This is a genomic window from Micromonospora arborensis (assembly GCF_003205615.1).
Taxonomy (GTDB): Bacteria; Actinomycetota; Actinomycetes; order Mycobacteriales; family Micromonosporaceae; genus Micromonospora; species Micromonospora arborensis.
Map to the genome: position 1 here is coordinate 39,118 of NZ_PYBV01000044.1, position 15,263 is coordinate 54,380.

Consider the following 15,263-nt stretch of genomic DNA (forward strand, 5'->3'; position numbering starts at 1 on the left):
ACCTTTCGTCTGTGGTGTTCCGGCTGACCGCTAGAAGGATGGTGGCTTCCGTCTCGTGTCGCCGAGGAGAGTTGCATGCCGGACCGCAATTTCGAGCTCATGGCTGGTCAGCTCGGGATCTGGCATGCCCAGCAAATGCGCCCCCAGAGTAATTTGTATCACATTGCCGAATGCATTGAAATCCGCGGCGATTTGAACGTCGGTATCTTCCGGGATGCGCTGCGCCGGGTGGTCGCCGAGGTCGACGCTTTTCACCTTCGGTTCGACGTGGACGAGTTGGGGCGGCCGCGCCAGCGGTTCGAGCCGCCTGCCGGCTGGTCGCCGGTGCTTGTCGACCTGACCGGCGAAGCGGACCCCGAGGCCGCTGCGCAGGCGTGGATGCGCGCCGACGTGGTGGGTGCCGCCGGTCTGGACGACGGGTCACTGTTTACGCTGGCGCTCCTGAGCGTCGGAGCTGACCATCACTACTGGTATCAGCGCACCCACCACATCATCGGTGACGGGTTCGGTGGGGCCATTGTGGCTGCCCGCGTCGTCGACCTCTACTCGGCGCTGCTCACGGGTGTCGAGCCGGACTCACCGCCGCCGCCCTCGATGCGTGTCCTGGCCGAGATGGACTCCGCCTACCGCAGCTCGGACGCGTTCGGGGCCGACCGCGAGTTCTGGACGAGTGAGCTCATCGGAGCGCCTGAACCGATCAGCATGAGCGGTCGGCGGGTGGTCCCGTTCCCGGACCGGCTCGCGCGGCACACCGACGAGCTGCCGCCTGCGGAGGCGAGCGAGCTGCGGGCCGCGGCGCGCCGTCACGGCACGGCGCTGACCGTGCTGGCGGTAGCGGCGGCGGCGCTGCTGCTGCACCGCTCCACCGGGGCCAGTGACGTCCTGGTCGGGCTTCCGGTCGCCGCGCGTACGGACAGTCTCCAGCGAAGCACGCCGGGAATGGTGGCCAACGTGCTGCCGATTCGCCTCGCGGTCGCCCCCGGTGACACGGCGGCCGAGTTGGTGCGGCAAACCTCGCGGGTCGTCCGCAGCGCGCTGAGGCACCAGCGTTACCGATACGAGGATATGGTGCGCGACCGGCCAGCGGGCAGCCGGCACGGTCTTTACCCGCTGCTCGTCAATGTCATGGAGTTCGATTACGACTTCCGCCTCGGAACAGCTCGCACCGACGCCCACAACGTCGCCGGGCTGCACTTCGACGATGCATCAATCTCCATCTACCGGCGAGCGTCGGACAGCGCGCTGCGCATTGTCGCCGATGTCAATCCCGAACTCTACGACGAGTCGTCGACAAGGCGGCTGACGCGTGATTTCCGGACTGCTCTGTCCTGGCTGGAGAGCAATGACCCGAAGCGGCCGATTGGCCAATTCACGCTCCTGGCGGACGGCGAGCGTGACCTCATCCTGCACGCGTGGAACGACACGGCCCGCGAGGTTCCGTCGGCGTCCCTCGCGGAGATGGTCGAGGCGCAGGTGGCCGCGTCGCCAGGTGCGCTTGCTGTCGATGGCATGTCGTACGCGGAGCTCAACGCGCGGGCGAACCGGTTGGCGCGTCAGTTGGTGGCCGACGGTGTCGGGCCGGAGTCGATCGTCGGGGTCAGGTTGCCGCGGTCGCCGGAGTTGGTCGTGGCGCTGCTGGCGGTCCTCAAGGCGGGCGGCGCCTACCTGCCGATCGATCCGGACTATCCGCCGGAGAGGATCGCGTTGCTCATCGAGGAGGCCCGGCCGGTCACGGTGATCGACGAGGTCGCCGTGCCCGACGGCCCGGACCACAACCTCGACGTACGTGTGCTGCCCGAACATCCGGCCTATGTCATCTACACGTCCGGCTCGACCGGCCGCCCCAAGGGTGTGGTGATCCGCCACGGTGGTGTCGTGAATTACCTGGCCCGGGCGAGCGAGGTCTATCCCGGGCTCTCCGACGACGTGCGGTTCCACTCATCGATTTCCTTCGACACCACTGTCACGTCGGTGTTCGGGGCACTGGTTTCCGGTGGCCAGGTCGTCACCGACGAGCGCACGACCGCCTTCCTCAAGGTCACGCCGAGCCATCTGGGTGGGTTGTCCGAAGCGCCGGGCAAGCTGCTGATGGTCGGTGGTGAGGCTCTGCGTTACGACCAGCTGCCGCCTGGTGTGCCGGTGATCAACAGCTACGGTCCGACCGAGACGACCGTGGCGTGTACCGACTTCACGGTCGATGGCCCTGGTGACGGGGTGGTGCCGATCGGCCGCCCGATGTGGAACACCCGCGTCTACGTTCTGGACGCCGCACTGCAACCCGTCCCACCCGGCGTGCGGGGCGAGCTGTACGTGGCGGGCGCGGGCCTGGCTCGCGGCTATCTCGGCCGTCCGGCGTTGACGGCGGAGAGGTTCGTGGCGTGCCCGTTCGGCGACGGCGGCCGGATGTATCGCACAGGTGATCTGGCCACGTGGCGGGCTGACGGTGTGCTGGAGTTCCTGGGCCGCACCGACGACCAGCTGAAGGTCCGCGGCTATCGGATCGAGCTGGGTGAGGTCGAGGCCGTGCTGGCCACGCACCCGTCCGTGCGCCAGGTGGCGGTCGCCGTGCACGGCCAGCAGTTGGTGGCCTATGTGGTGCCGTCGGTGGACCCGGCCGACCTGCGCGAGCATGTCGCCGGCCTCCTGCCCTCCTACCTGGTCCCCGGCGCGTTCGTCGCTCTGGACGCGTTGCCGTTGACGATCAACGGCAAGGTCGATCGTCACGCCCTGCCCGCCCCCGACTTCACCGCGGCCGTCACCGCGCGTGCCCCCCGCAGCGTGCGTGAGCAGATCGTGTGCGAAGCCTTCGCCGACGTGCTCGGCCTGGAACGGGTCGGCGTGGACGACAACTTCTTCGAGCTGGGCGGCCATTCGCTGCTGGCCGTCCCGTTGGTCGAACGGCTCCGTGGGCGGCAGGTCGCGGTCGACGTGCGTACGCTGTTCCTGCACCCGACTCCGGCCGGCCTGGCGGCAAGCACGGCTCGTGCCGATGTGGCGGTGCCTGCTCGTCGTCAGTTGTCCCGTCCGTTGACGGCGGACATGTTTCCGCTGGTGGATTTGAGCGCCGAAGAGGTGGCGCTGCTGCCCGCCGACATCGTGGACGTCTACCCCCTCTCCTCGCTACAGGAGGGCATCTACTTCCACCACCTGATCAACCCGGACAACGATGTCTACGTCCTCTCGGCCGAGCTGCGGTTCGACTCGTCGGCCCGACTTGACGGCTTCCTCGCGGCGTTGCAGCAGGTGGTCGACCGGCACGAGATCCTGCGCACCTCGATCCACAGCCAGGGCTTCCGCCGCCCGGTGCAGGTGGTGCATGAGCGGGCGATCGTGCCGGTCACCTACGGCGGTGAGCCGCCCGCCTCGATCGACCTGAGCTGGGCACCGTTGCTGCGCGTCCACGTCACCGGAGACCGGGCGCTGCTGCGGATCCACCACATCGTGCAGGACCACACCGCCCTCGACGTACTGCTCGGCGAGGTGCGCGCCGTCCTCGACGGGACCGCTGCCGACCTGCCGGAGCCGGTCCCGTTCCGTGACTTCGTGGCCCTGGCGCAACTGGGACTCACCGAGGAGGCGCACGAGAGACACTTCGCGGCCCTGCTCGGCGACGTGACCGAGCCGACCGCGCCGTACGGGCTGCTCGACGTCCAGGGTGACGGGACCGGCCTCGACGAGGCGTCACTGCCCCTGGACGCCGACCTGTCCGCGCACATACGAGGGGTCGCGCGCCGGCATCGGGTCAGCCCCGCCGCGGTGTTCCACGGCGTGTGGGCGCGCGTGCTGGCAGCGATCACCGGACGCGACGACGTCGTCTTCGGCACGGTCCTGTTCGGACGCAGCGGCGCCGGCGGCGGCGAGCGCGCCCCGGGCCTTTTCATCAACACCCTTCCGGTACGCGTCGACACGCGCACCGCCTCCCTCGAAGACCTGCAACGGCAGCTGACCGACCTGCAGGTGCACGAGCACACCCCGCTGGCCCTCGCCCAGCGCACCGCCGGCGTAGCCCCGCTGTTCACGACCTTGTTCAACTTTCGGCACAGCGCCCGCGACGGCCTTGCCCTCGACGGCGTCGAGGTGCTGCGCGCCGAGGAGCGCACCAACTATCCGATCGCGGTGACCGTCGACGACTACGGCGACACCTTCGCGTTCACCGTCCAGGCAGCTCGGCCTGCGGACGCCGAGAAGCTCTGCGCGATGCTGCACACCGTCGTCGCGGCGGTGGTCGCGGGCACGCCGCTGGGCAGCGCCGACGTGGTCACCGCCGCCGGCCGCGCCGAGCTGGTCGCCGCCGGGCAGGGGACCCGCCGCAACGTGCCGCCGGCCGTCCTGCCCGCCACGGTCGAGCGGCACGCGGCCGCGACGCCCGACGCGACCGCCCTCGTCTGGCCGGCCGGGCGGATGTCGTACGGGGAACTGAACGCCCGGGCGAACCGGCTTGCCCATCGCCTGATCGCCCAGGGTGTGGGCCCGGAGACCGTGGTGGCCGTGCTGCTGCCCCGCTCGCCCGACCTGGTCGTCAGCCTGCTCGCGATCGTCAAGGCCGGCGGCGCCTATCTTCCGATCGACCCCGGCTATCCGCAGGCCCGCATCGACTACCTGCTCGCCGACGCGAGACCGACCGTGGTGATCGACGCGGTGCCCGAACTGGGTGACGAGGACGACGGCAACCCCGGCGTCGACGTGCGGCCCGACCACCCCGCCTACGTCATCTACACCTCTGGCTCGTCCGGGCGTCCCAAGGGAGTCACGGTGCCGCACCGGGGCGTCGCCCGGCTTGTGCGGGACACCGACTACGTGACGATCGGCCCACGCGACGTCGTCGGCCAGCTGTCCTCGGTGTCGTTCGACGCCGCGGTGTTCGAGGTCTGGGGCGCGCTGCTGAACGGCGCGGCTCTGGCGCTCGCTCCGCAGCGGGTGCTCGACGGCGCCGCGCTGCGCGCGTGGATCGCCGGCGCGGGCGTCACCACGGCGCTGCTGCCGACCGGGCTGTTCCACGAGATCGTCGACACCGACGTGGCGGCCCTGACCGGGCTGCGCACCGTGCTGGCCGGCGGCGACACGCTGTCCGGGCCGCGGGCCCGCCGTGCGCTGGCCGCCCTGCCCGGGGCGCGTCTGCTCAACGCGTACGGGCCGACTGAGACCACGGTCATCGTCACCGCTCACGAGGTGCGCGCCGACGAGACGGCGTCCGGCGTGCCGATCGGTCGCCCGATTGCCGACACCCGGGTGTATGTGCTGGATTCGCGTCTGCGGCCGGTGCCGCCGGGGGTGCCGGGCGAGCTCTACGCCGCGGGTGACGGCCTGGCGCGCGGCTATGCGGGCCGTTTCGGGCTGACCGCGGAACGGTTCGTGGCCGACCCGTTCGGCGGCCCGGGGGAGCGGATGTACCGCACCGGCGACCTCGTCCGCTGGGACGACGCCGGCCGCATCGAGTTCCTGGGACGGGCCGACGCGCAGGTCAAGGTCCGCGGCTTCCGCATCGAACTGGGTGAGGTCGAGGACGCTGTTGCCGGGCACCCCGGCGTGCGCCAGGCCGCCGTCGTCGTGCACGGGCAGAACCTCGTCGCGTACGTGGTCCCGGCCGTCGACCCGGCTGAGGTGATCGCGCACGTGGGAAGCGTTCTGCCCGCCCACATGGTGCCCGTCGCCGTGGTCGGGCTCGACGCGCTGCCGCTCACCGTCCACGGCAAGCTCGACCGCAAGGCTCTACCCGTCCCGCAGTTCGCCGCCACCGCCGCCGGCCGGGCGCCCACCACACCGGCCGAGGAACTGCTCTGCCAGGTGTTCGCCGAGGTCCTCGACCGCGACGTCATCGGCGTCGACGACAACTTCTTCGAGCTGGGCGGTCATTCTCTGCTGGCCGTGCGGCTTGTCGAACGCCTGCGCACACGCGGCGTTCCGGTCGACATCCGCACCCTCTTCACCGCTCCGACGCCGGCCGGCCTGGCCGCCACGGCCGGCCACGGCGACATCGACGTACCGCCGAACCTCATCCCGGCCGACGCCGAGCGCATCACCCCCGAGATGGTCCCGCTGGCTGGCCTGAACACCGCCGACCTCGACCGGATCGCCGCCCACATTCCCGGCGGCGCGGCCAACATCGCAGACATCTACCCGCTCGCCCCGCTGCAGGAAGGCATCTTCTTCCACCACCTGATGGGCGGCGGCCGCGACGACGTCTACGTCATCCCGGTGACGCTGGCCTTCGACAGCAGGGCCCGGTTCGACGCCTTCGCCGTGGCCCTGCAACGGGTCATCGACCGGCACGACATCCTGCGCACCGCGATCGTGTGGGAGGGCCTGCCCGAGCCGATGCAGGTGGTGCAGCGCGCAGCCCGCCTCAGCGCCGAAACCGGGATGGACCTCAGCCGGGCGCCGCTGATCCGCATGCAGGCGATCGACGAGCCGGGGACCGGCCGAGTAATCGCCCGGCTGCGGATCCACCACCTCGTCCTAGACCGCACCGGGCTCGACACCGTCCTGGCCGAGGTGCGCGCCTTCCTCGACGGCGAAGCCGACCGGCTGCCCGAGCCGCTGCCGTTCCGCACCTTCGTCGCGCAATCCCGGCTGCGGGTCTCCCCGGACGAGCACCGCCACCACTTCGCCGCCCTGCTCGGCGACGTCACCGAGCCGACCACCCCGTTCGGCCTGACCGACACCAGCGTCGACCCGGCCGGCCTCCGCCACGACAGTCTCGTCCTCGACGCCGGGCTGGCCGCTCGGCTGCGCGAACAGGCCCGACTGCACTCGGTCAGCCCAGCCACGCTCTTTCACGTCGTCTGGGGGCAGGTGCTCGCCGCTGTCTCCGGCCGCGACGACGTCGTCTTCGGCACCGTGCTGCTCGGCCGCCTGCAGGCCGGGGCGGGCGCCGACCGGGTGCCCGGCCCGTTCGCCAACACCCTGCCCGTACGCATGCGGGCCGATGGTGACGTCGCCGGCGCGGTGACCGCGATGCGCGACCAGCTTGCCGCGCTGATAGCGCACGAGCACGCGCCGCTCGCCATTGCCCAGCAAGCCAGCGGGGTCACGCCGCCCGCGCCGCTGTTCACCGCGATCCTCAACTTCCGTCACGCCGGCGCGGCCACCGGCGACGACCGCCACGGCCTGACCGGCGTGGAGATCGTCGAGCGGGGCGGCGGCACGAACTATCCGCTCACCCTGTCGGTGGACGACACCGGGGACGGCTTCACCATCGGCGTGCAGAGCGCCGTCGCAGCCCCGCTCGGCGCGATGGTCGCGAAGGCCGCCGAGGGGGTCGTGGCTCGGCTCGAGGGCCGGGGCACCGGCGACCTCGACGTGCTCGACGAGGCCGAGCGTGCGCTGGTGCTGCACGAATGGAACGACACGGCCGTCGACGTTCCCGGCCGTACGCTGTCGTACCTGATCGAGGAACGGGCGGCCGCCCAGCCCGACGCGGTCGCGGTCGTCTTCGACGGGCGGCCGGTCACCTATCGGGAGCTGAACGAGCGGGCAAACCGCCTGGCCCGCCTGCTCGCCGCGCAGGGTGCCGGCCCGGAGCGCGTCGTCGCGGTCGTGCTCGACCGGTCGGTCGATCTGGTCGTCACGCTGCTGGCCGTGCTGAAGACCGGTGCTGCCTACCTGCCGGTCGATCCGGACCACCCGGCCGAGCGGATCGCGGCGATGCTCGCTGACGCCGCCCCCGCCGTGGTCGTCGACGGACTCGTCGACGCATCCATGATGGACGACGGCAATCTGGCCGTCGAGGTGTTGCCGGAGAACCCGGCCTACGTCATCTACACCTCCGGTTCCACCGGGCGGCCCAAGGGCGTGGTCATCGACCACCGCGGCATCGTCAACCGGCTCGCCTGGATGCAGGCCACCTACGGGCTGACCACCGCCGACCGGGTCCTGCAGAAGACCCCGTACGGCTTCGACGTGTCGGTCTGGGAGTTCTTCTGGCCCCTGATCGAGGGCGCCACCCTGGTGGTCGCGCGGCCCGGCGGGCACCGCGACCCCGCCTACCTGGCGGACCTGATCGTTCGTGCGGGGGTGACCGTCGCCCACTTCGTGCCGTCGATGCTGCGGGAGTTCCTGCACGAGCCGGCCGCCGCGGCGTGCCAGGGCCTGCGTCAGGTCTTCTGCTCCGGCGAGGCGCTGCCGGCCGACCTGCACGGATCCTTCCGCGCGCTGTTGCCCGCGTCGCTGCACAACCTCTACGGCCCGACCGAGGCATCCGTCGACGTCACCGCGTGGACCGCCGCCGCCGGAGAACGGCCCGCGGTGATCCCGATCGGCCGTCCGGTGTGGAACACCCGCGCCTACGTGCTTGACGCCCGGCTGCGGCCCGTCCCGGTCGGTGTGCCCGGCGAGCTCTACCTGGCCGGCGTGCAACTGGCCCGCGGCTATCTCGGCCGGGCCGCGCTGACCGCGGAACGGTTCGTGGCCTGCCCGTTCGGCGACGGCCGCATGTATCGCACCGGCGACCTGGCCCGCTGGGGCGCCGATGGCAACCTCGAATATCTGGGTCGCACCGACGACCAGGTGAAGGTGCGCGGGTTCCGCGTCGAGCTGGGCGAGATCGAGGCCGCGCTGGCCGCCCAGCCCGGCGTGCGCCAGGCCGCGGCAGCCGTGGACGACCAGCGGATCGTCGCGTACGTGGCACCCCCGGTTGACGACGCCGAGCTGATCGGCGCGCTGCGCGCGACGCTGCCCGACTACATGATCCCGGCGACGGTGGTGAGCCTGGACGCGCTGCCCCTCACCGTCAACGGCAAGCTCGACCGGCGGGCGCTGCCCAAGCCGTCGTACGCCGCTGTCACCGCCTACCGGGCACCAGCCAACGCCCGCGAAGAGCTGCTGTGCCAGGCCTTCGCGCAGGTGCTCGGCACCGAACGCGTCGGCCTGGACGACGACTTCTTCGCACTCGGCGGGCATTCGCTCCTCGCCACCCGCCTGGTCAGTCGGCTGCGCGCGATGCTGGGCGTGGAGGTGCCGATCCGCGACGTCTTCGAGGCGCCCACCGTGGCCGGGCTGTCCGCCCGGATCAGCGGGGCGGGCGCGTCCCGCCCGCCGCTGACGGCCCGGCCCCGGCCGGAGGTCGTCCCGCTGTCGTACGCGCAGCAGCGGCTCTGGTTCCTGCACCGCCTGGACGAGACGAGCGCGGCCTACCACATGCCGATCGTCCTGCGCCTCACCGGCTCCCTGGACGAGAGTGCCCTCGAAGCCGCCCTGAACGATGTCGTGGCCCGGCACGAGGTGCTGCGTACGGTCGTCGACGGGCCCGCCAGCCAGCGGGTCCTGGAACCGGCCGTCCGGATTGTGGTCGCCGCGCTCGACGATTCCGCCATCACCGACGCGATCGGCAAGCCGTTCGACCTCGCGCACGATCTGCCGCTGCGGGCGTGGCTCTTCCGCGGTGACGGCGACGAGACCGTGCTGGTGTTGGTGCTGCACCACATCGCCGGGGACGGCTGGTCGATGGGGCCGCTCGCCCGCGACCTGTCCGACGCCTACCGGGCCCGCCTCGCCGGCCACAAGCCGGACCGGGCGCCGCTGCCGGTGCAGTACGCGGACTACGCCCTGTGGCAGCACGACCTGCCCGTCGACGGCCAACTGGAGTACTGGCGCAAGGAACTCGACGGGCTGCCCGAGCAGCTGACCCTGCCGCTCGCCCGGCCCCGGCCCGCCATCGCCTCGCACCGGGGCGGAATCCTGCGGCTGCACCTGAACGCCGACCAGCACGACCGCCTCACCGAACTGTGCCGCGCCCGGGGCGTCACGCTGTACATGGCGTTGCAGGGCGCGCTGGCGGTGCTGCTGTCGCGGCTCGGGGCCGGCACCGACATCGCGGTCGGCACGCCGATCGCCGGGCGCACCGACGAGGCCCTCGACGACCTGGTCGGCTTCTTCGTCAACACGCTCGTCGTGCGCACCGACCTGACCGGGCGGCCCACCTTCGCGACAGTGCTCGAGCGGGTGCGCGAGACAGTGCTTTCCGCGTACGCCAACCAGGACGTTCCGTTCGAGCGCCTCGTCGAGGAGCTGGCGCCGTCCCGGTCGACTGCCCGCCACCCGTTCGTGCAGGTGCTGCTGTCGGTTCGCAACCAGCCCGCGCCGGTCCTCGACCTGCCCGGGGTGCGGGTGTCGCCCATCCCGCTGGAGCAGGTCGGTCCGGTGACGTCGCGGTTCGACCTGTCCTTCGAGTTCGCCGAGGTGCCCGGCGGCGGACTGGACGGCCGGGTCACGTACGCGACCGATCTGTTCGACGCAGCGTCGGCCCAAGATGTCGCCGACCGGCTGACGCGCGTGCTCGACGCCGTGGTGGCCGACCCGGACCGGCCCGTGGACGGCCTCGACCTACTGTCGCCCGCCGAACACGACCAGATCGTGTACGGCTGGAACGACACCGCCCGCCAGGTCGGCGAGACCACCCTGCACGGGATGGTCGAGGCGCAGGCGGCGGCGACCCCGGAGGCTCTCGCGGTCGACGACCTGTCGTATCGGGAGCTCAACTCGCGGGCGAACCGGCTGGCCCGGCACCTGGTGAGCGAGGGCGTCGGCCCGGAGTCGATCGTCGCCGTGCGACTGCCCCGGTCGCCGGAGTTGGTCGTGGGACTGCTGGCGGTACTCAAGGCCGGTGGGGCGTATCTGCCGTTGGACCCGGCCCAACCGGCCGAGCGCATCCTGGACGAGGCGCGTCCGCACATCGTCATCGACGAGGTCCTCGTGCCGGACGAGCCTGATCACAACCTCGACGTGCGGGTGTTGCCGGAGCATCCGGCGTATGTCATCTACACCTCTGGTTCGACCGGCCGTCCCAAGGGCGTCGTGATCCGGCATGCCGGCGTCGTCAACTACCTGGCGAGGGCTTCGGCCGTCTATCCGGGGCTGACCGATGAGGCCCGGTTCCATTCGTCGGTTGGGTTCGACACGACGGTGACGTCGGTGTTCGGTGCCCTGGTCGCGGGTGGCCGCGTGGTGACCGAGGAGCGGCGGACGGCGTTCTTGAAGGTCACGCCCGGTCATCTGGCCGCTCTGTCGGAGATTCCGAGCAAGGTCCTCATGGTGGGTGGTGAAGCGCTCCGCTACGACCAACTCCCCGCCTCGGTGCCGGTGGTCAACAGTTACGGTCCGACGGAGACGACCGTGGCGTGTACCGACTTCATGGTCGACGGCCCTGGCGAGGGCGTCGTGCCGATCGGCCGTCCGATGTGGAACACCCGCGTCTACGTGCTCGATGCCGCGCTGCGTCCGGTTCCGCCCGGTGTGGCGGGGGAGTTGTACGTCGCGGGCGCCGGTCTGGCGCGGGGTTATCTCGGCCGTCCGGCGTTGACGGCGGAGCGGTTCGTGGCGTGCCCGTTCGGGGGTGGCCGGATGTATCGCACCGGTGATCTGGTGACGTGGCGGCCGGATGGTGTGCTGGAGTTCCTGGGCCGCACCGACGACCAGGTGAAGGTGCGCGGCTACCGGATCGAGCTTGGCGAGGTCGAGTCCACGATCGCGAAACACCCGTCCGTTCGTGAAGTCGCGGTCGCTGTTCATGCCCAGCAACTGGTCGCCTACGTCGTGCCCCCGGTCGACGCCGCCGACCTGCGCGCCCACGTGGCCCGCACCCTGCCCGACTACATGGTCCCCGCCGCCGTCGTCGCCCTGACCGAGCTGCCGCTCACGGTCAACGGCAAGGTCGACCGTCGCGCCCTGCCCGCCCCGGACTACGCCGCAGCCGTCACCGACCGGGCACCACGTGGGCACCGCGAGCAGATCGTGTGCGAGGTCTTCGCCGCCGTCCTCGGCCTCGACCGGGTCGGCCTGGACGACGACTTCTTCGCCCTGGGCGGCCACTCCCTGCTTGCGGTCGCCCTGGTCGAGCGGCTACGCGACCGGCAGATCGCCGTCGACGTCCGCACCCTTTTCCTCCACCCGACCCCGGCCAGCCTGGCCGCGAGTTCCGGCCGCGCCGAGGTTCCGGTCCCGCCGCGCCGCCCGCTGTCCCGTCCGTTGACGCCCGAGATGTTTCCGCTGGTCGACCTCACCGGCGACGAGGTGGCCCTGCTGCCCGACGACGTGGTCGACGTCTACCCCCTCGCGCCGTTGCAGGAGGGCATGTACTTCCACCACCTGATGAACCGGGAGAACGACGTCTACGTCCTGCCGGTCGAACTCGCCTTCGACTCGCGCCAACGCCTCGACGCCTTCGTGGCCGCCCTGCAACAGGTCGTGGACCGGCACGAGATCCTGCGCACCTCGATCCGCAGCTTCCGCGAACCCGTCCAGGTGGTGCACGAGAAGGCGACCATCCCCGTCACCTACGGAGACGAACCGTCGGACCCGATCGACCTGAGCCAGCCGCCGCTCGTGCGCGTCCACGTCACCGGTGACCGCGCCGTCGTGCGGATCCACCACATCGTGCAGGACCACACCGCCCTCGACGTGCTGCTCGGCGAGGTACGCGCCTTCCTCGACGGAACGGCCGGTCACCTGCCCGAGCCGGTGCCGTTCCGCGACTTCGTGGCCCGCGCCCGACTGGGCGTCGGCGAGGACGAGCACGAGAAACACTTCCGCACGCTGCTCGGCGACGTCGAGGAACCGACCGCCCCGTACGGCCTGCTGAACGTCCAGGGCGACGGCTCCGGCATCGCCGAATCGTCCGAGACGCTGCCCGCCGAGCTGTCCGCGGCGATTCGCGAGACGGCCCACCGGCACGGGGTCAGCCCCGCCACGCTGTTCCACGCCGTCTGGGCCCGGGTGCTGGCCGTCATTGCCGGCCGCGACGACGTCGTCTTCGGCACCGTCCTGTTCGGGCGCATGGGCTTGAGCGGCGGCGAGCGTACCCCCGGCCTGTTCATCAACACCCTGCCCGTACGCCTGGACACCCGCACCGTGACGGCGGCCGAGGCCGTGGCCGAGATGCGACGGCAGCTCGCCGACCTGCAATGGCACGAACACGCGCCCCTGGCCGTGGCCCAGCGGGCCGCCCCGATCAGCCCGCTGTTCACCACCCTGCTCAACTACCGACACAGCACCCCGGGCAGCGTCAGCGCCGCGCTCGACGGCGTCGAGGTGCGCAGCGTCTATGAACGGACCAGCTACCCGATCACGGTCATGGTCGACGACCTGGGCGACGACTTCGCGGTCACGGTGCAGTCGGCCGACCCCAAGCCGCTGCGCGCCATGTTCGTCGCCGCGGCCGCCCGCCTGGTCACCGCCCTCGACCACGGTGGCCCGTTGCACCAGATCGGCGCGGTCGTCCCGCCACCGGCCGCCCCGGCCACGCCCGAAACCGTACGGCCGGTCGCCCTGCACCGTCTGTTCGAGGAGCGTGCGGCGGCCACCCCGGCAGCGACGGCGCTCGTCGCCGGAGACGAGCGGCTCTCCTACGGGGAACTGAACGTCCGGGCGAACCGCCTGGCCCGCCTCCTCGTCCGCCGCGGCGTCGGCCCCGAGTCGCTGGTCGCGGTCGCACTGCCCCGTACGACCGATCTGATCGTCACCCTCCTGGCGGTGCTCAAGGCCGGCGGCGCCTACCTGCCGATCGACCCCGACTACCCGGCCGACCGCCGGGCGGCGATGATCGCCGATGCCCGCCCGGTCGTGGTCGTCGACGTTCCGCTGGACGCCTCCGGTGAGGACGGCACCGACCTCGGCGTCGCCGTGCGGCCCGAGCATCCCGCCTACGTCATCTACACCTCCGGCTCCACCGGCCGCCCCAAGGGCGTGACCGTCACCCACCACAACGTCGTCCGGCTGTTCGGGCGCACCGAGCAGTGGTTCGGGTTCGGCGCTGACGACGTGTGGACCCTCTTCCACTCGTACGCCTTCGACTTCTCGGTCTGGGAGCTGTGGGGCCCGCTGCTGCACGGCGGCCGGCTCGTGCTCGTGCCCGGCGACGTGGCCCGAACTCCGACCGCGTTCCTCGACCTGCTGGTGCGCGAAGCGGTGACGGTGCTCAACCAGACGCCATCGGCCTTCTACCAGCTCATCGAGGAGGTGCGGCGCCGGCCGGGCGTGGCGGCGGGTCTGCGGCTGCACACGATCGTCTTCGGCGGCGAGGCCCTCGACGTCACCCGGCTGCGCGGCTGGTCGGCCCCGGGGCTTCGGCTGGTCAACATGTACGGCATCACCGAGACCACGGTCCACGTCACGTACGCGCCGCTGACCGCCCACCGACTCGCCTCGCCCGCGGCCGAGAGCCCGATCGGCGTTCCGATCCCCGACCTGGCCACCTACGTGCTCGACCGGCACCTCCACCCGGTGCCGCCCGGCGTGCCCGGCGAGCTGTACGTCGCCGGCGCCGGTCTCGCCCGCGGCTACCTCAACCGGCCCGGCCTGACCGCCACCCGGTTCGTCGCCGACCCGTTCGGGGGCGGCCGCATGTATCGCACCGGTGACCTCGTCAAGCAGGGGCCGGACGGCGAACTCGTCTACCTCGGCCGCACCGACCTGCAGGTGAAGGTGCGGGGCTACCGCATCGAACTTGGTGAGATCGAGGCCGCGATCGTCGCGATGCCGTCGGTGGTCCAGGCCGCCGCGGTGGTCCGCGACGACCGCGTCCTCGGCTACGCCGTGCCGGCCGTGGGAGAGACCGTGACGGCCGACGAGGTGCGAGCCGCTGCGGCGCGGATCCTGCCCGCCCACATGGTTCCCGCGGCGGTGGTCGTGCTCGACCGGCTGCCGCTGACCGTGAACGGCAAACTCGACCGCAAAGCCCTGCCCACGCCCGACTTCCGTGCCACGACGACCGCCCGCCGCGCTCCGGCCACCGACCGTGAACGGCAACTCTGCGCCGCCTTCGAGGAGGTACTCGGCGTCACCGGCGTGGGCGTCGACGACAGCTTCTTCGACCTGGGCGGCCACTCGCTGCTCGCCACGCGGCTCATCGCCCGCCTGCGCACCGAACTCGGCGTCGAGGTGCCCATCCGGGCGCTGTTCGACGCGCCCACCGTCGCCGGCCTGGCCGCGGCCATCGGCGACACCCCACCCGCCCGCACCCGACCCGCGCTGAAGCCCCGCTCCCGGCGCGGCGACACCCCTACCGAAAGGCGACAGTGATGACCAACCCGTTCGAAGACCCCGAAGGCCGCTACCTCGTGCTCGTCAACGACGAGGGCCAGCACTCGCTGTGGCCGGTCTTCATCGACGTGCCCGACGGCTGGAAGGTCGTGCACGGCGAGGCCGACCGCCAGGACTGCCTCGACTACGTCGAGAAGAACTGGACCGACATGCGGCCGAAGAGCCTGATCGCCGCCACTGAGAGCTGACGAAACCCTTTTCCGTCCGGATGGGCGGCCCGGTGGCCGCCC

2 protein-coding genes are annotated in these 15,263 nt (G+C 71.5%); both read left to right on the forward strand.

What is annotated here, in order from left to right; genetic code table 11:
• The first annotated feature begins 99 nt into the window (after positions 1-99).
• Entirely contained in the window at positions 100-15,012 is a 14,913-nt protein-coding gene (locus C7C45_RS28300) for a non-ribosomal peptide synthetase (protein WP_280101407.1), read from the forward strand.
• Positions 15,012-15,221: an MbtH family protein gene (locus C7C45_RS28305; protein WP_110567124.1), complete on the forward strand. Its 210-nt coding sequence runs from the start codon at positions 15,012-15,014 to the stop codon at positions 15,219-15,221. Before C7C45_RS28300 ends, C7C45_RS28305 begins: the two co-directional genes overlap by 1 nt.
• Positions 15,222-15,263 lie beyond the last annotated feature (42 nt).